Below are 16331 nucleotides of genomic sequence, written 5' to 3' on the forward strand. Positions count from 1 at the left end.
ATGCTGATGCCGCGCAAGCCCCCGAAGGGCTTCCGCAAGCCGCACCACCCTGGTCGCAGTGGTATGTCCAAGGGTGGCAACCGGGTGGTGTTCGGCGAGTTCGGGATTCAGGCTCTCGAGCCGGCGTACGTGACGAACCGGCAGATCGAGTCGGCGCGTATCGCGATGACCCGTCACATCAAGCGTGGTGGCAAGGTCTGGATCACGATCTTCCCGGACCAGGCCCTGACCAAGAAGCCGGCGGAGACCCGGATGGGTTCCGGTAAGGGCTCGCCCGAGTGGTGGGTCGCCAACGTCAAGCCGGGGCGGGTGCTCTTCGAGATGTCCTTCCCCAACGAGCAGATCGCGCGAGAGGCGATGCGTCGCGCGATCCACAAGCTCCCGATGAAGTGCCGCATTGTGACGCGCGAAGTGGGTGAATCCTGATGGCAGCGGGCGTTAAGGCCTCCGAGCTGCGTGAGCTCTCCGAGGAGGAGCTGGTCACGAGGCTGCGCGAGGCCAAGGCGGAGCTGTTCAACCTCCGCGTGCAGGCCGCGACCGGTCAGCTGGACAACAACCGGCGGCTGCAGGTCATCCGTCGGGAGATCGCCCGGATCTACACGATCATGCGCGAGCGCGAGCTGGGGCTCTCGGCCGCGCCGACTGAGGTGACTGCAGGATGAGCGAGAACACCACGACCGCCGACACCCCCACGCGGGGCCGCCGCAAGGTCCGCGAGGGCCTGGTGGTCAGCGACAAGATGAACAAGACCGTCGTCGTCGAGGTCGAGGACCGGGTCAAGCACGCGCTGTACGGCAAGATCATGCGCCGGACCAGCAAGCTCAAGGTGCACGACGAGCAGAACAGCGCCGGCATCGGCGACCGCGTCCTCATCATGGAGACCCGGCCGCTGTCCGCCACGAAGCGCTGGCGGCTCGTGGAGATCCTGGAAAAGGCCAAGTAGCGAAGGCTTCGAGCTCGCCCGGCGTCGCGTCGGGCGCGGGTTCCGCCAGGCTCCGGCCGCCACGGCGGCCGGAGAACCGGCAGACATAGGAGATAGACGTGATTCAGCAGGAGTCGCGACTGCGCGTCGCCGACAACACGGGTGCTCGGGAGATCCTGTGCATCCGGGTTCTCGGTGGCTCCGGTCGGCGCTACGCGAGCATCGGCGACGTCATCGTGGCCACCGTCAAGGACGCGATCCCGGGTGCCGGTGTGAAGAAGGGCGACGTCGTCAAGGCCGTCGTCGTTCGCACCGCCAAGGAGAAGCGGCGCCCGGACGGGTCGTACATCCGCTTCGACGAGAACGCCGCCGTCATCATCAAGGACGGCGGGGACCCGCGCGGTACCCGTATCTTCGGCCCGGTCGGTCGGGAGCTGCGGGACAAGCGGTTCATGAAGATCATTTCCCTCGCGCCGGAGGTGTTGTGACCGTGAAGGTCAAGAAGGGCGACACGGTCGTCGTCATCGCCGGCAAGGACAAGGGCGCCAAGGGCAAGGTCATCGCGGCCTACCCGCGGCAGAACAAGGTCCTGGTCGAGGGCGTGAACCGGGTCAAGAAGCACACCCGCATCAGCACCACCCAGCGCGGCGCCAAGACCGGTGGCATCGTCACCCAGGAGGCCCCGATCCACGTCTCGAACGTGATGGTCCTGGACTCCGACGGCAAGCCGACCCGCGTCGGTTACCGGATCGACGACAACGGCCAGAAGGTCCGCATCGCGCGTAGCACCGGTAAGGACCTCTGATGACCACGGCTACCGAAACCAAGACCATGCCGCGCCTCAAGGAGCGGTACCGCAACGAGATCGTGGCCCAGCTGCGCGAGCAGTACAACTACGGCAACCCGATGCAGGTGCCGCGCCTGGTCAAGATCGTCGTCAACATGGGTGTCGGCGAGGCCGCCCGCGACGCCAAGCTGATCGACGGCGCCGTGCGCGACCTGGCCACCATCACCGGCCAGAAGCCGCAGGTGCGGCGGGCGAGCAAGTCCATCGCGCAGTTCAAGCTCCGCGAGGGCATGCCGATCGGCGCGAAGGTGACCCTGCGCGGCGACCGCATGTGGGAGTTCCTGGACCGGCTGCTGTCCATCGCGCTGCCGCGTATCCGTGACTTCCGCGGTCTGGACGGGCGCAAGCTCGACGGGCACGGCAACTACACGTTCGGGCTGACCGAGCAGTCGGTGTTCCACGAGATCGACCAGGACAAGATCGATCGCCAGCGGGGCATGGACATCACGGTGGTCACCACCGCCACGACCGACGACGAGGGCCGGGCGCTGCTCAAGCTCCTGGGCTTCCCGTTCAAGGAGAACTGAGATGGCCAAGAAGGCGCTGATCCTGAAGGCGGCCGCGAAGCCGAAGTTCTCGGTTCGCGCGTACACCCGCTGCCAGCGGTGCGGGCGTCCGAAGGCGGTCTACCGCAAGTTCGGTCTCTGCCGGGTGTGCATCCGGGAGATGGCCCACCGCGGTGAGCTGCCCGGCGTGTCCAAGGCTTCCTGGTAATAGCCCGGCGCGCTCCGCGCGTCAGCTGCACTGTCTCTTCGCCGTAGGCCTGCGGCCGACCGCGGGAACCCCGGCGAGAAAGGTTGACGAAATCCATGACGATGACCGACCCGATCGCAGACATGCTCACGCGTCTGCGTAACGCCAACCAGGCGTACCACGACCGGGTGACGATGCCCTACTCCAAGATCAAGGCGAACATCGCCGAGGTCCTGAAGTCCGAGGGCTACATCGCCTCCTGGTCGGTCGAGGAGCCCGAGGAGGGCGCCGTCGGCAAGCGACTGGTCGTCGAGCTGAAGTACGGCCAGAACCGGGAGCGGAGCCTGGCCGGGATCAAGCGGGTGTCCAAGCCCGGGCTGCGGGTGTACGCCAAGTCGGGTGAGCTCCCCAGGGTGCTCGGCGGGCTGGGCGTGGCGATCATTTCGACGTCCCAGGGGCTGCTCACCGACCGGCAGGCCCGCAAGCGGAGCGTTGGCGGGGAAGTCCTCGCCTTCGTCTGGTAACGGGAGACAGGTAGAAATGTCGCGTATTGGACGTAAGTCGATCCCGGTGCCAGCCGGCGTCGACATCACGATCGACGGCCGGACCATCAAGGTCAAGGGCCCGAAGGGCGAGCTGTCGCACACCCTGGCCGACCCGATCACCATCGAGCGGGGCGAGGACGGCCAGCTGACCGTCAACCGACCGAACGACGAGCGCAGGTCCAAGGAGCTGCACGGCCTCAGCCGGACCCTGGTCGCCAACATGATCGTCGGCGTTACCGAGGGCTACCGGAAGAGCCTGGAGATCTCCGGCACCGGTTACCGGGTCACCGCCAAGGGCAAGGACCTCGAGTTCGCCCTCGGCTTCTCGCACCCGGTCACGGTGGCCGCGCCGGAGGGCATCACCTTCACGGTGGAGCGTCCGACGCTGTTCCACATCGCCGGCATCGACAAGCAGCAGGTCGGCGAGCTCGCCGCCAACATCCGGAAGATCCGCCCGCCGGAGCCCTACAAGGGCAAGGGCATCAAGTACCAGGGCGAGGTCATCCGCCGCAAGGCTGGAAAGGCAGGTAAGAAGTGACCGCCACGCTGCTCAAGCGCCGCCGCGGCGTCGCCGCCAAGCGCGCCGTCGGGCGTGCGCGTCGGCACTTCCGGGTCCGCAAGCGCGTCAACGGCACGCCCCAGCGCCCGCGCCTGGTCGTCACCCGTTCGCTCCGGCACATCGTCGCCCAGATCGTCGACGACACCCAGGGCCACACCCTGGTGTCGGCGTCGACCATGGAGGCGTCGCTGCGCGGTGCCGAGGGCGACAAGAGCGCCCTCGCCGGCAAGGTGGGCGCGCTGCTCGCCGAGCGGGCCAAGGCCGCCGGCATCTCCAGGGTCGTCTTCGACCGCGGTGGCAACCGGTACGCGGGGCGGGTCGCCGCGCTTGCCGACGCCGCCCGCGAAGCCGGGCTCGAGTTCTAGTAACCCCGTCACGAGAGAGAAGGAAGGCTGCTGATGCCAGGTCAACAGCGCCGTGGCGGCGGGTCCGGTGGCAACGAGGGTGGTCGCCGCGACAACCGCCGTGAGGGCGGCCGCGGAAACGCGCCCGTCGAGAAGACCCCGCACCTCGAGCGGGTCGTCGCGATCAACCGCGTCGCCAAGGTCGTGAAGGGTGGTCGTCGCTTCAGCTTCACCGCCCTGGTGATCGTGGGCGACGGCGACGGCACGGTCGGCGTGGGCTACGGAAAGGCCAAGGAGGTGCCCGCGGCGATCGCCAAGGGTGTCGAGGAGGCCAAGAAGCACTTCTTCAAGGTGCCGCGGATCGGCCAGTCGATCCCGCACCCGGTCCAGGGCGAGGACGCCGCCGGCGTCGTGCTGCTCAAGCCGGCCTCGGCCGGTACGGGTGTCATCGCCGGTGGCCCGGTGCGTGCCGTGCTGGAGTGCGCGGGCATCCACGACGTGCTCTCCAAGAGCCTCGGCTCGTCGAACCCGATCAACATCGTCCACGCCACCGTGGCGGCGTTGAAGTCGCTGGAGTCGCCGGAGGCCGTGGCCGCCCGCCGTGGCCTGCCGGTCGAGGACGTCGCGCCGGCCGGGATGCTGGCGTCGCGGGCGGGGGTGGCTTCCTGATGGCGCGCCTGAAGGTCACCCAGGTCCGGTCCGAGATCGGGACGAAGCAGAACCAGCGTGACTCGCTGCGGTCGCTCGGTCTCAAGCGGATCAACGACGTGGTGGTCAAGGAGGACCGGCCGGAGATCCGCGGCATGATCTTCACCGTGAGCCACCTCGTGAAGGTCGAGGAGGTCGAGTAATGACGATCAAGGTCCACCACCTGCGCCCGGCGCCGGGGGCCAAGACCGCCAAGACCCGGGTGGGTCGCGGTGAGGGCTCCAAGGGCAAGACCGCCGGTCGCGGTACCAAGGGTTCGAAGGCCCGGAAGAACATCTCGGCGGCGTTCGAGGGTGGGCAGATGCCCATCCACATGCGCCTGCCGAAGCTGAAGGGCTTCAAGAACAAGTTCAAGGTGACCTACCAGGTGGTCAACCTGGACCGGCTCGCCGAGCTCTTCCCGAACGGCGGCCAGGTCGGTCCGCTGGAGCTGGCCGAGGCCGGCGCGGTCCGCAAGGGCCAGCCGGTCAAGGTTCTCGGCACCGGGGACCTCGGTGGGGTGACCCTCCAGGTGTCGGCGCACGCGTTCAGCGCGTCGGCCAAGGAGAAGATCACCGCCGCCGGTGGCTCGGTCACCGAGCTGTAAGAGGAGCAGACCCATGGCGCCCGTCCAGTTGTGAGCAACTGGCGGGCGCCATGGTCTACCTGGGACGTGTGCACCCAGTAACATCGGAATCGATTTATGTAGCCGGGCACGTCTGCCCGGACCGGGATCGGGCTGTTAGAGTCCCTTCCCAGCCATGGATATCGGGCACTGGCCCGACGCCCACCCCGACCCGCCAGGGACCCACCGGCGGCCCGCCTCGCGCAGGAGGAAGAAGTTGCTGTCCGCCTTTCTCAGTGCGTTCCGTACGCCTGACCTGCGCAAGAAGCTGCTGTTCACAGTCGGCATCATCGCGATCTACCGGCTCGGCGCCACCCTGCCCAGCCCCGGAGTGTCGTACGGCAACGTCCAGAAGTGCCTCGACACCCTCCAGGGCGACACCACGGGTGTGCTGAACCTGCTCAACCTGTTCTCCGGCGGGGCGCTGCTCCAGCTCTCGGTCTTCGCGCTGGGCATCATGCCCTACATCACCGCGTCGATCATCCTGCAGCTGCTGACCGTGGTGATCCCGCGGCTCGAGCAGCTCCGCAAGGAGGGCCAGGCCGGCCAGGCGAAGATCACGCAGTACACGCGCTACCTGACCCTGGGCCTCGGTGTCCTCCAGGCCTCGGCGTTCGTGGCGCTGGCCCGCTCCGGGCAGCTCTTCCAGAACCGCTGCGACCAGTTCCCGATCATCCCCGAGGGCACGGGCATCCCGGACTGGCTGACCCTCAGCATCCTCGTGATGACGATGACCGCCGGCACCGGCGTGGTCATGTGGCTCGGCGAGCTGATCACCGACCGCGGCGTCGGCAACGGCATGTCCGTCCTGATCTTCACCTCGATCGCCGCCCGCCTCCCCAGCGAGGGCTGGCAGATCAAGACCAGCCAGGGCTGGTGGAAGTTCTTCCTCGTGATCGCCCTGGTGCTGGTCGTCATCACCGCCGTCACGTTCATCGAGCAGGCGCAGCGCCGGATCCCGGTGCAGTACGCCAAGCGCATGATCGGCCGGCGGATGTACGGCGGCACCTCGACCTACATCCCGCTGAAGGTCAACCAGGCGGGTGTCATCCCGGTCATCTTCGGCTCGTCGCTGCTCTACCTGCCGCAGCTCGCCCTGCAGTTCTTCGACCAGACCAACCCGGGCAAGACGCAGGCGTGGATCCAGAACAACCTGGTGGCGCCCGACAGCCCGATCTACATCTCGGTCTACTTCCTGCTGATCATCTTCTTCACGTACTTCTACGTCTCGATCACGTTCAACCCGACCGAGGTCGCGGACAACATGAAGAAGTACGGCGGGTTCGTCCCGGGTATCCGCCCCGGCAAGCCGACCGCCGACTACCTGGACTTCATCCTCAGCCGGATCACCCTTCCGGGCGCGCTCTACCTGGGCATCATCTCGATCCTGCCGAACTTCTTCTTCATCTGGCTGGACAACCAGCAGTACCAGAACTTCCCGTTCGGCGGCACCGCAGTGCTGATCATGGTCGGCGTGGGTCTGGAGACCGTGAAGCAGATCGAGAGCCAACTGATGCAGCGGAACTACGAAGGGTTCCTGCGGTAGATGAGACTCGTCTTGGTTGGCCCGCCGGGCGCGGGCAAGGGCACGCAGGCCGAGTTCATCGCCGCGCACCTCGCGGTGCCGAAGATCTCGACCGGCGACATCTTCCGGTCGAACGTCTCGCAGGGCACCCCGCTGGGCATCGAGGCGAAGCGGTACATGGACGCCGGCGAACTCGTGCCGGACGAGGTCACCATCAACATGGTCCGGGACCGGCTCGCCGAGCCGGACGCCAGCGAGGGGTTCCTGCTCGACGGCTTCCCCCGGACCACGCCGCAGGCCGCCGCACTGGACAAGCTCCTGGCCGACCTGGGCACCGCGCTCGACGTGGTGCTCGAACTGGTGGTCGACGACGACGAGGTGATCCGGCGGCTCTCCGGCCGGCGTACCTGCCGGGGGTGCGGCAAGATCTGGCACGTCGAGTTCGACGCCCCCACCCGGGAAGGCATCTGCGACCGGTGCGGCGCCGAGCTGTTCCAGCGCGACGACGACAAGCCCGAGACGATCGCCACCCGCCTGCGGGAGTACGCCGAGAAGACGGCGCCGCTCGTGGACTACTACGGCGCCCAGGGCAAGCTCGTCGGCATCGACGCCACGGGCCCGGTGGAGGACGTCACGGTCCGCGCCATCGACGCCCTGCGGTCGTACGGCGGCTGAGGTCACGCCGGCTCACCGGCGGATAGAGTGCGCACAGCGGGGTACGTTCGGCGTGCCCCGCTGTGTCGGCAAGGAAAGGTAACGGCTTCATGCGTCGTCCCCAGCTGGATATCCAGCTGAAGACCCCCGAGCAGATCGAGAAGATGCGCGCCGCCGGCTTGGTGGTCGCCGAGGCGCTGCGTCGGATGCGGGAGGCTGTCGCCCCGGGGGTCAGCACGGCCGACCTGGACGCCATCGCCGAGTCGACCATCCGCGAGGCGGGCGCCACACCGTCGTTCAAGGGCTACCACGGGTACCCGGCGTCGATCTGCTCGTCTGTCAACGAGCAGGTCGTGCACGCGATCCCGGCGCCGACGCAGGTGCTCCGGGAGGGCGACCTCATCTCGATCGACTGCGGTGCGATCCTCGACGGGTGGCACGGCGACGCCGCGATCACCGTCGGGGTCGGTGACGTCGACCCGGCGCTGCTCAAGATGGCCGCGGTGGCCGAGGACGCGATGTGGGCCGGCATCGCCGCGGCGGCCCGCGGGGCGGCCAGCGGCCGTGGACGGCTCACCGACATCTCCCACGCCGTGGAGGACGCGGTGCGCCGCGCCGGGCGCTACGGGATCGTCGACGGCTACGGCGGGCACGGGATCGGCACCGAGATGCACCAGGACCCGCACGTGCTGAACCACGGGCGGCCGGGCAAGGGTCCCCGCCTGGTGACCGGGATGGCGCTGGCCATCGAGCCGATGATCACCATGGGCTCGCCGCGTACCGCCGAACTGGCCGACGGCTGGACGGTGGTGACCCGTGACGGGTCGGTGGCGGCCCACGTCGAGCACACGATGGCGCTGCTCCCCGACGGGGTGTGGGTGCTGACCGCCGAGGACGGCGGCCGGGCGCGTCTCGGCGACCTGGTCACCGCCCGCCAGCCCGCCGACACCCCGGCCCCCTGACGCCCGCCCTCCTCGCTCGGTCCCGGTCGACCGACGGCGCTGCGCGCGTTCAGTAGACGATCACGCCAGAACGGCGGTCCGGCGGCCGCACCGGGCCGCCCAGCAGCCGCACCGGGCCGCCCAGCAGCCGCACCGGGCCGCCCGGCTGCCGCACCCGGGCCTTCCGGGGCTCCTGATGCTGGTGTGGTGGTGGCATGCTGGCGGGCATGGAGGGGCGGGAGGGGATGCGGGCCGCCGACGCGGACCGTCAGGCGGTGGCCGAACGACTGCGGGCCGCGCTCGACGAGGGCCGGCTGGACCTGCACGAGTACGACGAGCGGCTGCAGCGGGCGTACGCCGCCCGGACGTACGCCGACCTGGACGGCCTGCTCACCGACCTGCCGCCGGTGACGCCTCCGGCCGGGTCGGGGGTGGCCGTGCCCCCGGGCGCGGCGCCGGCGACGCAACCCGCCGCAGCCGGGCCGGCGGCGCAGCCGGCCGGGGCCGGTCCGGCGACCGGCTGGCTCGCGCAGGTGTGGCTGCCGTACCTCCGGGTGGTGCCGATCCTCGTGGGGATCTGGGCCGTCACGTCCCTGATGTCCCGTGACCTGCTCTACTTCTGGCCGGGCTGGGTGGCCGGGCCGTGGGGCGTGGTCCTGCTCGCCCGGACGATCAGCGGCGCCGCCGGCGGGGAGCCGCGGCGGCGGGCGGAGGGGCGGAAGCGGCGCCGCCGGTAGCGGATCGAGCCGGGAAACGTCATCCGTCCGCGGAACCGCTGGTGGCCGGTTTGGCGACGGCGTGCGTGCGGGCGTACACTTTCAGATCGGCGCACAGCGTCCACTCCTGCATGCCCATCCGCGCTTCGATGGGAGCGGGAGCCGCGGCTGGCGCGGGCTACCTGATTTCGATCAGTTCACCCGTGTAAGACGTTGTGGGCCGTCCGGAGCAACCGACGTCAGGACAGCGGAGGACATGCCGAAAAAAGACGGAGCCATCGAGATCGAAGGTCGGGTCATCGAGCCCCTGCCGAACGCCATGTTCCGCGTGGAGCTCGCGAACGGCCACAAGGTGCTGGCTCACATCAGCGGCAAGATGCGGCAGCACTACATCCGCATCCTGCCGGAGGATCGGGTCGTCGTCGAACTCTCGCCGTACGACCTGACCCGCGGGCGCATCGTCTACCGCTACAAGTAAGCCTGACGACGGCCGGGACGTCCCCGTGTCCGTCTTCGACGTCCGAGGTCGCGCGTGGCGCGTCACCGGGCCTGATGGGAAGTAAGGCAACCGTGAAGGTCAAGCCGAGCGTCAAGAGGATCTGCAACAAGTGCCAGGTGATCCGCCGGCACGGCCGGGTCATCGTCATCTGCAGCGACCCGCGCCACAAGCAGCGTCAGGGCTGAACCCCTCGCCCGGCCGCGCAAGCGGCCGGTGAGGACCGGCCCGGGCCGCAGATCCGGACAACACACACACGACACATGCTCGTCCCAGCCGCGAGCGGTACGCGCCAGGCGTACTCCTTCGTGGCCGACCCCCGGTCGGAGGCCGGGGCCCGCTCGGGCAGCGGCCGTCTCCCGGTCGCCGGCGCGGATCGCGCCGGAGTCAGGAGAGGGCCGGAGCGGGGTGGGGGCGGGCCAGACCTCCGCCAACATCACGAGGAGCACGCCCGCACATGGCACGTCTAGTCGGCGTCGACCTCCCCCGCGACAAGCGGATGGAGATCGCGCTCACCTACATCTTCGGCGTGGGCCGTACCCGCGCCCTGGAGACGCTCGCCGCCACCGGCATCTCGCCGGACAAGCGCGCCCGGGACCTCACGGACGAGGAGCTCGTGCAGCTCCGGGACCACATCGAGGCCAACTACAAGGTTGAAGGTGACCTGCGCCGCGAGGTCGCCGCGGACATCCGCCGCAAGGTCGAGATCGGCTGCTACGCCGGTATCCGGCACCGCCGGGGCCTGCCCGTGCGTGGCCAGCGGACGCGTACCAACGCCCGCACCCGCAAGGGCCCGAAGCGGACCGTCGCCGGCAAGAAGAAGCCCGGCAAGAAGTAGTTCCCCACGGAAGTCCGGCTCGTCGCCGTCCAGGTGAGGCGGGCCCCGGCCCGGGGCGTCGCCCGCGGACGGGGGGCCGGAACCCGATCGAGAACCGAAACAGGAGCGCACAAGACTTATGCCACCGAAGGCTCGTGCCGGAGCCGCCGTCAAGAAGGTCCGGCGCAAGGAACGCAAGAACGTCGCCCACGGGCAGGCGCACATCAAGAGCACCTTCAACAACACCATCGTGTCCATCACGGACCCGACCGGTGCGGTCATCTCCTGGGCCTCCGCGGGCCAGGTGGGCTTCAAGGGCTCGCGCAAGTCGACCCCGTTCGCCGCGCAGCTGGCCGCCGAGGCCGCCGCGCGCCGGGCGATGGAGCACGGCATGCGCAAGGTCGACGTGTTCGTCAAGGGCCCCGGCTCCGGCCGGGAGACCGCCATCCGTTCGCTGCAGGCCGTCGGCCTGGAGGTCGGCCAGATCTCCGACGTCACGCCGCAGCCGCACAACGGGTGCCGTCCGCCGAAGCGTCGCCGGGTCTGAGAGGTAGAGAGAGATGGCTCGTTACACCGGTGCTGACTGCCGCCGTTGCCGGCGGGAGAAGATGAAGCTGTTCCTCAAGGGCAGCAAGTGCGACGGCCCGAAGTGCCCGTTCGAGTCCCGGCCGTTCCCGCCCGGGCAGCACGGCCGCGGCCGCACGAAGGAGACGGAGTACCTGCTCCAGCTCCGTGAGAAGCAGAAGGCCCGCCGCGTGTACGGCGTGCTGGAGAAGCAGTTCCGCGGTTACTACGAGGAGGCCGTGGCCAAGCAGGCGAAGACCGGTGAGGTCCTCCTGCAGATCCTCGAGTCGCGGCTGGACAACGTGGTCTACCGGGCCGGCTACGCCAAGTCCCGGGACATGGCCCGTCAGCTGGTCAAGCACGGTCACTTCACCGTGAACGGCAAGAAGGTCGACATCCCGTCGTACCGCGTCAAGGAGCACGACATCATCGAGGTTCGGGCCAAGAGCAAGGAGCTCACCCCGTTCCTGGTGGCCCAGGCCGAGGCGGGCTCGCGCAGCGTCCCGGCGTGGCTGGAGGCCATCCCGAGCCAGATGAAGATCCTCGTGCACTCGCTCCCGAGCCGCCAGGTGATCGACACCCAGGTCCAGGAGCAGCTGATCGTCGAGCTCTACTCCAAGTAAGGGCTCGTTGCGGTGGCCCGCCCTGGCCGGGGCGGGCCACCGGAACAGTTTGTGTCGTGGGCGTCATATGGCGGGCGCCCCGGAAGAGAAGAGAAGACATGCTCATCAGCCAGCGACCGACCCTCTCCGAGGAGTCGATCAACGAGACGCGCTCCCGGTTCACCATCGAGCCGCTGGAGCCGGGCTTCGGCTACACCCTGGGCAACTCGCTGCGGCGTACGCTGCTGTCGTCGATCCCGGGCGCGGCCGTGACCTCGATCAAGATCGACGGTGTGCTGCACGAGTTCACCACGATCCCCGGGGTCAAGGAGGACGTGGTCGAGCTCGTCATGAACATCAAGGAGCTGTGCGTCAGCTCCGAGCACGACGAGCCGGTCAGCATGTACCTGCGCAAGCAGGGCCCGGGCGACGTGACGGCGGGGGACATCCAGCCGCCGGCCGGCGTCTCGGTGCACAACCCGGACCTGAAGCTCGCCACCCTCAACGGCAAGGGCCGGCTCGACATGGAGCTGACCGTCGAGCGGGGCCGGGGCTACGTCACGGCCGCGCAGAACAAGCAGGCCGGCGCCGAGATCGGCCGGATCCCGGTCGACTCGATCTACTCGCCGGTCCTCAAGGTCACCTACCGCGTCGAGGCGACCCGTGTCGAGCAGCGCACCGACTTCGACCGGCTCATCATCGACGTCGAGACCAAGCCGTCGATGGGCCCGCGTACCGCGCTGGCCTCGGCCGGGTCGACGCTGGTGGAGCTCTTCGGGCTGGCCCGCGAGCTGGACGAGACGGCGGAGGGCATCGACATCGGCCCGTCGCCGCAGGACGCCCAGCTGGCGGCCGACCTGGCCCTGCCGATCGAGGAGCTGGACCTGACCGTCCGCTCGTACAACTGCCTCAAGCGCGAGGGCATCAACACCGTTGGTGAGCTCATCGGGCGTACCGAGGCCGACCTCCTCGACATCCGCAACTTCGGTCAGAAGTCGATCGACGAGGTCAAGATGAAGCTCGCCGGGATGGGTCTGGGGCTGAAGGACTCGGCCCCGAACTTCGACCCGGCGCACGTCGTGGACGCCTTCGGCGAGGCCGACTACGACACCGACGACTACCGCGAGACCGAGCAGCTCTAAGTCGCGCTGCCGCCACATCTGAGGAGCACCGAGAATGCCCACGCCCACCAAGGGTCCCCGCCTCGGCGGCAGCCCGGCGCACGAGCGGTTGATGCTGGCCAACCTGGCCACGTCGCTGTTCCAGCACGGCAAGATCCAGACCACCGAGACCAAGGCCCGGCGGCTGCGCCCGCTCGCGGAGCAGCTGATCACCAAGGCCAAGCGCGGTGACCTGGCCTCCCGGCGTCGGGTGCTCGCCGTCGTCAAGGACAAGGACGTGGTCTACACCCTGTTCGACCAGATCGCGCCGCGGTACGCCAACCGCAACGGTGGCTACACCCGGATCGTGAAGACCGGGCCGCGCAAGGGCGACGCCGCGCCGATGGCGATCATCGAGCTGGTCGAGGAGCTTCAGGTCGCCGAGCCGAAGGCGAACAGGAAGACCGCCGCCCGCAAGGCCGCTCAGCAGGACAAGGTCGAGGCGCTCGCGCCCGAGGAGGAGACTCCGCGGTCCGAGTCGTCCGACCAGGACTCCGAGCCGCCGGTCTCGGCGTCCGGCGACACCGCCGAGGCGCGCGAGGACAGCGACCTCGCCACCGAGGAGAACAACGAGAACAAGGCCTGATCTCGGGCTTTGCCGGGCCCGGCACCCCTCGTGGGTGTCGGGCCCGCTTCGTGACGGGAGGTACGGGGTGGACGAGCGCACCCGGCTGCGGCTGGACGTGTCGTACGACGGGACTGACTTCTCCGGCTGGGCGCCCCAGCCGGACCGGCGCACGGTCGCCGGCGTGCTCGTCGAGGCGCTCGACCTCCTGCTCGGCGCCGGCTCCGCGACCGGGCTGACCGTGGCGGGCCGTACCGACGCCGGCGTGCACGCCACCGGGCAGGTCTGCCACGTCGACCTGCCGACCGCGCTCTGGCGGGAGCGGGAGGGGAGCCTCCTGCGCCGGCTGTCCCGGCTGCTCCCCGGCGACGTGCGGGTCCGGGCCGTCACCGAGGTGCCGGCGCAGTTCGACGCCCGCTTCTCGGCCACCTTCCGCCGTTACGAGTACCGGGTGACCGACGCCCCGTACGGCGCCGAACCGCTGCGCCGGCACGAGATCCTGGCCTGGCCGCGCCCGCTCGACCTCGACGCGCTCAACGCGGCGGCGGCGGGGCTGGTGGGCGAGCACGACTTCGCGGCGTACTGCCGGCGCAAGGAGAACGCCACCACCCTGCGGGAGGTGACCCGGCTGGACTGGCGGCGCGACCCCGACGGCGTGCTGGTCGCCACCGTCCAGGCCGACGCGTTCTGCCAGGCGATGGTCCGCAGCCTCGTGGGCGCGATGCTGGCCGTCGGCGAGGGCCGTCGCCCGGCCGACTGGCCCGCCGGCCTGCTCCGCCGCCGCGAACGCTCGGGCGAGGTCACCGTGGCGCCCGCGCACGGTCTCACCCTCGTGGCCGTCGGCTACCCGGACGACCCCGCCGAGTACGCCCGCCGCGCCGAACTCACGCGCCGCCTGCGCGTCCCCGCCGAGGCATGACGCCCGCGGCGGCAGCCCGTACGAACGGCGACGGGTGCGTGCCGCGAGGAGCACGCACCCGCCGGACCGCCGGGGTCTCGGGTCAGTCGCCCGACGGTTCGCTCTCGCCGTCCTGCGCGCCGGTGCTGTCCGACGGCTCGGTGGTGGGCTGGTTCGCGATGCCGCCGTCGGCACGCCGTTCCAGCACCGTCCGGTTGAGGTGCAGCTCGATCGTGTCGAAGAGGATCTCCCGTACGGCCGGGTCGCCGGACTTGATGGTCTCCCCGTCGGTGCGGACGACGAGCGCGTACGCCAGGTAGTGGCCTCGCACCTGCCAGCCCACCCGGGCGGGGGCGGTCGCGATGGCCTCGGTGCCCTCACCGGCCGCGAGGCCGCGGAAGCGTCCCTGCCGCTCGTCGAGCAGCTGCCGGATGCGGTCCCGGGCGCGTTCCGCGCTGGCCCGGTCGGTGAGGTTGAACAAGCCGGTGGTGACCAGGTGGTCGCCGTCGGGGCTGCGGAGCGTGCCGCGGACGACCTGGTTGCAGCCGAGCCGGACCAGCAGGTCGGCGACCTCGTCCGTGGCGGCGACCGCGCAGCTGCCGCTGGACTGCGTCTTGAGCACCTCGTAGGCGGGCCGGCCGTCCTCGACCACCAGTTCCTTGCCGGCGAAGATCTCCTTGGCGGTCAGCGGCGCCTGGTCGGTGTCGCGGGAGTCGAGGTGCTCCGCCTCCTCCTGCTCGACGCCGGCGGATGGCTCGGCGCCGGCCTGCTGGCTCGGGCCGGGCTGCGGGTCGGGTGTGCGGTCGACGAGCAGCGCGGCGGCACCGAGGCCGCAGAGCGCGAGCAGCACGAGCACGGCTGCGCCGCCGATCAGGACCTGCCAGAGCCGGCCACCGCCGGAGCGGGGCGCCGGCACGGCCGCGGGCGGCTCGGGCGCCGGCGGCGCCGAGACGTAGACCTGGGAGGTGGGCGGTGGTGGCGGCGCCTCCGCCCGTACGGGCGGCGGAGGGGGAGCCTCGGCCCGTACGGGCGCCGGGGCCTCGGCGCGGACCGGAGGCTCGACCTGGGCCGGGGGCTCGACCTGCGCCGGGGGCTCGACCTGGGCCGGGGGTTCGATCTGGGCCGGGGGCTCGATCTGCGCCGGCTCGGGTTCGGGCGGCAGTGTCCTCCGGGTCGCGCGGGGCAGCGACGGGGTGGGGAAGCGGGACGGGGACGGCCCGGCCGGCGGTGGCGGACCGGCACCGAGCACGGGGTCGGACGCACCCTCCGGGTGGTCCACGAAAGCGTCCTCATCGAACTCGTACCGATACACCATGCCGCCCAGGGTAGGAGTGATTGTCCCTTTAGGTGGGAATAATGGGAAATTGTGGCGTCGGGGGGTGTCGGGTCACCCTCACAACGCCTCACCGCGCCGGATCGTGACGGGCACGCGAGCGCCGCCGGCGGCGAAGTGGCCGGGTGCGAGAATTGCCGGCGTGACCGGCGAGCACTACTTCACCGCGGAACCCGCGACCACCGCCCGGCGGCGGGAGGTCGAGTTCACCGTCGCCGGCCGCGACTACACGCTCGCCTCGGCCAGCGGTGTGTTCTCGGCCGACCGGCTCGACCCGGGCACCGCCGTGCTGCTGCGCAAGGCCGAGCTGCCCGCCGCCGGTACGACCGGCGACCTGCTCGACCTCGGCTGCGGCTTCGGCCCGATCAGCTGCGTGCTGGCCAGCACGGCGCCGTCGGCCACCGTCTGGGCCGTCGACGTCAACGAGCGGGCCCGTGAACTCGCGGCCGCCAACGCCGAGCGGATCGGCGCGGGGGACCGGATCCGCGTCCGCGCCCCGGACGAGGTGCCGGACGAGGTCCGCTTCGCCCAGCTCTGGTCGAACCCACCCATCCGGATCGGCAAGGACGAGCTGCACGAGCTGCTGCGGCGCTGGCTGCCGCGGCTCGCACCGGACGGCGTCGCCTGGCTGGTCGTCGCGCGCCACCTCGGCGGCGACTCGCTGCACCGCTGGCTCGTCGACGAGGGCTGGCAGGTCGAGCGGCACGCCAGCCAGAAGGGCTACCGCGTCCTGCGCGTCGGTCGGTGACACCGCGTGCCGCCCGCCGGCCGCGGCGCCGCGTGCGCCGCCTCCGCCGGTGGTGGCTCGGCCGGTAATTGGATGTACCGCCGGCCGGGG

Annotated in this window: 28 protein-coding genes; 26 read left to right on the forward strand and 2 right to left on the reverse strand. The window is 70.3% G+C overall.

The features are described 5' to 3' along the window. The 16 genes from rplP to map all read left to right on the forward strand — a co-directional run bounded on the left by rplP (position 1) and on the right by map (position 8363). Positions 1 to 426 (forward strand): 50S ribosomal protein L16, encoded by a 426-nt coding sequence (rplP, locus tag OG994_RS28815; protein ID WP_120330653.1) that lies wholly within the window; start codon positions 1 to 3, stop codon positions 424 to 426. Then, on the forward strand, positions 426 to 662 hold the full coding sequence (rpmC, locus tag OG994_RS28820; protein ID WP_120330652.1) for a 50S ribosomal protein L29: 237 nt from the start codon (positions 426 to 428) through the stop codon (positions 660 to 662). The genes rplP and rpmC overlap by 1 nt, the downstream gene beginning before the upstream one ends. Next, positions 659 to 943, forward strand: a complete 285-nt coding sequence (gene rpsQ / locus OG994_RS28825) for a 30S ribosomal protein S17 (protein WP_120330651.1) — start codon at positions 659 to 661, stop codon at positions 941 to 943. The genes rpmC and rpsQ overlap by 4 nt, the downstream gene beginning before the upstream one ends. Before the next feature lie 98 nt (positions 944 to 1041). Further along, positions 1042 to 1410 carry a 50S ribosomal protein L14 gene (rplN, locus tag OG994_RS28830; RefSeq protein ID WP_007073026.1) on the forward strand — a complete coding sequence of 123 codons (369 nt, stop codon included), beginning with the start codon at positions 1042 to 1044 and terminating at the stop codon, positions 1408 to 1410. Continuing rightward, a complete protein-coding gene (rplX, locus tag OG994_RS28835; protein ID WP_192902245.1) occupies positions 1407 to 1727 on the forward strand; it encodes a 50S ribosomal protein L24 in 321 nt (106 codons plus the stop codon). The genes rplN and rplX overlap by 4 nt, the downstream gene beginning before the upstream one ends. Continuing rightward, the gene (gene rplE, locus OG994_RS28840) at positions 1727 to 2296 is read left to right on the forward strand and encodes a 50S ribosomal protein L5 (RefSeq protein ID WP_120330650.1); all 570 of its coding nucleotides are present in this window, start codon (positions 1727 to 1729) and stop codon (positions 2294 to 2296) included. The genes rplX and rplE overlap by 1 nt, the downstream gene beginning before the upstream one ends. 1 nt (position 2297) lies before the next feature. Further along, a complete protein-coding gene (locus tag OG994_RS28845) occupies positions 2298 to 2483 on the forward strand; it encodes a type Z 30S ribosomal protein S14 (protein ID WP_007073023.1) in 186 nt (61 codons plus the stop codon). Between the two features lie 95 nt (positions 2484 to 2578). Next, the gene (gene rpsH / locus OG994_RS28850) at positions 2579 to 2986 is read left to right on the forward strand and encodes a 30S ribosomal protein S8 (protein WP_120330649.1); all 408 of its coding nucleotides are present in this window, start codon (positions 2579 to 2581) and stop codon (positions 2984 to 2986) included. Between the two features lie 16 nt (positions 2987 to 3002). Further along, positions 3003 to 3545 (forward strand): 50S ribosomal protein L6, encoded by a 543-nt coding sequence (rplF, locus tag OG994_RS28855; RefSeq protein ID WP_120330648.1) that lies wholly within the window; start codon positions 3003 to 3005, stop codon positions 3543 to 3545. Then, positions 3542 to 3931, forward strand: coding sequence for a 50S ribosomal protein L18 (gene rplR, locus OG994_RS28860; protein ID WP_120330647.1), 390 nt, complete (start codon positions 3542 to 3544; stop codon positions 3929 to 3931). Before rplF ends, rplR begins: the two co-directional genes overlap by 4 nt. Positions 3932 to 3964: 33 nt before the next feature. Continuing rightward, complete coding sequence (gene rpsE / locus OG994_RS28865; RefSeq protein WP_120330646.1) at positions 3965 to 4579, forward strand: 30S ribosomal protein S5; 615 nt, start codon at positions 3965 to 3967, stop codon at positions 4577 to 4579. After that, a complete protein-coding gene (gene rpmD / locus OG994_RS28870; protein ID WP_120330645.1) occupies positions 4579 to 4761 on the forward strand; it encodes a 50S ribosomal protein L30 in 183 nt (60 codons plus the stop codon). The genes rpsE and rpmD overlap by 1 nt, the downstream gene beginning before the upstream one ends. Then, a complete protein-coding gene (gene rplO, locus OG994_RS28875; RefSeq protein WP_120330644.1) occupies positions 4761 to 5204 on the forward strand; it encodes a 50S ribosomal protein L15 in 444 nt (147 codons plus the stop codon). The genes rpmD and rplO overlap by 1 nt, the downstream gene beginning before the upstream one ends. A 235-nt stretch (positions 5205 to 5439) precedes the next feature. Continuing rightward, complete coding sequence (secY, locus tag OG994_RS28880; protein ID WP_120330643.1) at positions 5440 to 6768, forward strand: preprotein translocase subunit SecY; 1329 nt, start codon at positions 5440 to 5442, stop codon at positions 6766 to 6768. After that, the gene (locus tag OG994_RS28885; protein ID WP_120330642.1) at positions 6769 to 7422 is read left to right on the forward strand and encodes an adenylate kinase; all 654 of its coding nucleotides are present in this window, start codon (positions 6769 to 6771) and stop codon (positions 7420 to 7422) included. 89 nt (positions 7423 to 7511) lie between these two features. Then, positions 7512 to 8363, forward strand: a complete 852-nt coding sequence (gene map, locus OG994_RS28890; RefSeq protein WP_120330641.1) for a type I methionyl aminopeptidase — start codon at positions 7512 to 7514, stop codon at positions 8361 to 8363. A gap of 49 nt (positions 8364 to 8412) precedes the next feature. On the opposite strand, the gene OG994_RS28895 is transcribed toward map, so the two are convergent. Beyond that, a complete protein-coding gene (locus OG994_RS28895; RefSeq protein ID WP_328851574.1) occupies positions 8413 to 8559 on the reverse strand; it encodes a hypothetical protein in 147 nt (48 codons plus the stop codon). A gap of 10 nt (positions 8560 to 8569) precedes the next feature. Here OG994_RS28895 and OG994_RS28900 point away from each other — a divergent pair, with 10 nt between their 5' ends. The 9 genes from OG994_RS28900 (at position 8570) to truA (ending at position 14181) form a co-directional block, all read left to right on the forward strand. Then, on the forward strand, positions 8570 to 9079 hold the full coding sequence (locus OG994_RS28900) for a DUF1707 SHOCT-like domain-containing protein (protein WP_328853819.1): 510 nt from the start codon (positions 8570 to 8572) through the stop codon (positions 9077 to 9079). Positions 9080 to 9314: 235 nt separating this feature from the next. Next, on the forward strand, positions 9315 to 9536 hold the full coding sequence (gene infA, locus OG994_RS28905; RefSeq protein WP_007073013.1) for a translation initiation factor IF-1: 222 nt from the start codon (positions 9315 to 9317) through the stop codon (positions 9534 to 9536). A gap of 92 nt (positions 9537 to 9628) precedes the next feature. Next, complete coding sequence (gene rpmJ / locus OG994_RS28910; RefSeq protein ID WP_046567181.1) at positions 9629 to 9742, forward strand: 50S ribosomal protein L36; 114 nt, start codon at positions 9629 to 9631, stop codon at positions 9740 to 9742. 269 nt (positions 9743 to 10011) lie between these two features. Further along, entirely contained in the window at positions 10012 to 10392 is a 381-nt protein-coding gene (rpsM, locus tag OG994_RS28915; RefSeq protein ID WP_089005226.1) for a 30S ribosomal protein S13, read from the forward strand. A 118-nt stretch (positions 10393 to 10510) separates the two neighbouring features. After that, on the forward strand, positions 10511 to 10918 hold the full coding sequence (gene rpsK, locus OG994_RS28920; protein WP_007073011.1) for a 30S ribosomal protein S11: 408 nt from the start codon (positions 10511 to 10513) through the stop codon (positions 10916 to 10918). Between the two features lie 13 nt (positions 10919 to 10931). Further along, entirely contained in the window at positions 10932 to 11558 is a 627-nt protein-coding gene (gene rpsD / locus OG994_RS28925) for a 30S ribosomal protein S4 (RefSeq protein ID WP_120330639.1), read from the forward strand. 98 nt (positions 11559 to 11656) lie between these two features. Beyond that, positions 11657 to 12679 (forward strand): DNA-directed RNA polymerase subunit alpha, encoded by a 1023-nt coding sequence (locus tag OG994_RS28930; protein WP_111134433.1) that lies wholly within the window; start codon positions 11657 to 11659, stop codon positions 12677 to 12679. A gap of 34 nt (positions 12680 to 12713) precedes the next feature. Continuing rightward, positions 12714 to 13283 (forward strand): 50S ribosomal protein L17, encoded by a 570-nt coding sequence (gene rplQ / locus OG994_RS28935; protein WP_120330638.1) that lies wholly within the window; start codon positions 12714 to 12716, stop codon positions 13281 to 13283. 67 nt (positions 13284 to 13350) lie between these two features. Next, positions 13351 to 14181, forward strand: a complete 831-nt coding sequence (gene truA, locus OG994_RS28940) for a tRNA pseudouridine(38-40) synthase TruA (RefSeq protein WP_120330637.1) — start codon at positions 13351 to 13353, stop codon at positions 14179 to 14181. An 82-nt stretch (positions 14182 to 14263) separates the two neighbouring features. On the opposite strand, the gene OG994_RS28945 is transcribed toward truA, so the two are convergent. Then, positions 14264 to 15475, reverse strand: coding sequence for a hypothetical protein (locus OG994_RS28945; RefSeq protein WP_328851575.1), 1212 nt, complete (start codon positions 15473 to 15475; stop codon positions 14264 to 14266). A 160-nt stretch (positions 15476 to 15635) separates the two neighbouring features. Between OG994_RS28945 and OG994_RS28950 the strand changes: the two genes are divergently transcribed. Beyond that, positions 15636 to 16241 (forward strand): class I SAM-dependent methyltransferase, encoded by a 606-nt coding sequence (locus OG994_RS28950; RefSeq protein ID WP_328851576.1) that lies wholly within the window; start codon positions 15636 to 15638, stop codon positions 16239 to 16241. Positions 16242 to 16331: the final 90 nt, after the last annotated feature.

Source organism: Micromonospora globbae (assembly GCF_036184225.1).
Lineage (GTDB): Bacteria > Actinomycetota > Actinomycetes > Mycobacteriales > Micromonosporaceae > Micromonospora > Micromonospora globbae.

Bases quoted from the DNA above. Each gene is read 5' to 3' on its own strand.
- rplP (WP_120330653.1), top strand. From the start codon at position 1: ATGCTGATGCCGCGCAAGCCCCCGAAGGGCTTCCGCAAGCCGCACCAC.
- rpmC (WP_120330652.1), top strand. From the start codon at position 426: ATGGCAGCGGGCGTTAAGGCCTCCGAGCTGCGTGAGCTCTCCGAGGAG.
- rpsQ (WP_120330651.1), top strand. From the start codon at position 659: ATGAGCGAGAACACCACGACCGCCGACACCCCCACGCGGGGCCGCCGC.
- rplE (WP_120330650.1), top strand. From the start codon at position 1,727: ATGACCACGGCTACCGAAACCAAGACCATGCCGCGCCTCAAGGAGCGG.
- OG994_RS28845 (WP_007073023.1), top strand. From the start codon at position 2,298: ATGGCCAAGAAGGCGCTGATCCTGAAGGCGGCCGCGAAGCCGAAGTTC.
- rpsH (WP_120330649.1), top strand. From the start codon at position 2,579: ATGACGATGACCGACCCGATCGCAGACATGCTCACGCGTCTGCGTAAC.
- rplF (WP_120330648.1), top strand. From the start codon at position 3,003: ATGTCGCGTATTGGACGTAAGTCGATCCCGGTGCCAGCCGGCGTCGAC.
- rpsE (WP_120330646.1), top strand. From the start codon at position 3,965: ATGCCAGGTCAACAGCGCCGTGGCGGCGGGTCCGGTGGCAACGAGGGT.
- rpmD (WP_120330645.1), top strand. From the start codon at position 4,579: ATGGCGCGCCTGAAGGTCACCCAGGTCCGGTCCGAGATCGGGACGAAG.
- rplO (WP_120330644.1), top strand. From the start codon at position 4,761: ATGACGATCAAGGTCCACCACCTGCGCCCGGCGCCGGGGGCCAAGACC.
- OG994_RS28885 (WP_120330642.1), top strand. From the start codon at position 6,769: ATGAGACTCGTCTTGGTTGGCCCGCCGGGCGCGGGCAAGGGCACGCAG.
- map (WP_120330641.1), top strand. From the start codon at position 7,512: ATGCGTCGTCCCCAGCTGGATATCCAGCTGAAGACCCCCGAGCAGATC.
- OG994_RS28895 (WP_328851574.1), bottom strand. From the start codon at position 8,559: ATGCCACCACCACACCAGCATCAGGAGCCCCGGAAGGCCCGGGTGCGG.
- OG994_RS28900 (WP_328853819.1), top strand. From the start codon at position 8,570: ATGGAGGGGCGGGAGGGGATGCGGGCCGCCGACGCGGACCGTCAGGCG.
- infA (WP_007073013.1), top strand. From the start codon at position 9,315: ATGCCGAAAAAAGACGGAGCCATCGAGATCGAAGGTCGGGTCATCGAG.
- rpsM (WP_089005226.1), top strand. From the start codon at position 10,012: ATGGCACGTCTAGTCGGCGTCGACCTCCCCCGCGACAAGCGGATGGAG.
- rpsK (WP_007073011.1), top strand. From the start codon at position 10,511: ATGCCACCGAAGGCTCGTGCCGGAGCCGCCGTCAAGAAGGTCCGGCGC.
- rpsD (WP_120330639.1), top strand. From the start codon at position 10,932: ATGGCTCGTTACACCGGTGCTGACTGCCGCCGTTGCCGGCGGGAGAAG.
- OG994_RS28930 (WP_111134433.1), top strand. From the start codon at position 11,657: ATGCTCATCAGCCAGCGACCGACCCTCTCCGAGGAGTCGATCAACGAG.
- rplQ (WP_120330638.1), top strand. From the start codon at position 12,714: ATGCCCACGCCCACCAAGGGTCCCCGCCTCGGCGGCAGCCCGGCGCAC.
- OG994_RS28945 (WP_328851575.1), bottom strand. From the start codon at position 15,475: ATGGTGTATCGGTACGAGTTCGATGAGGACGCTTTCGTGGACCACCCG.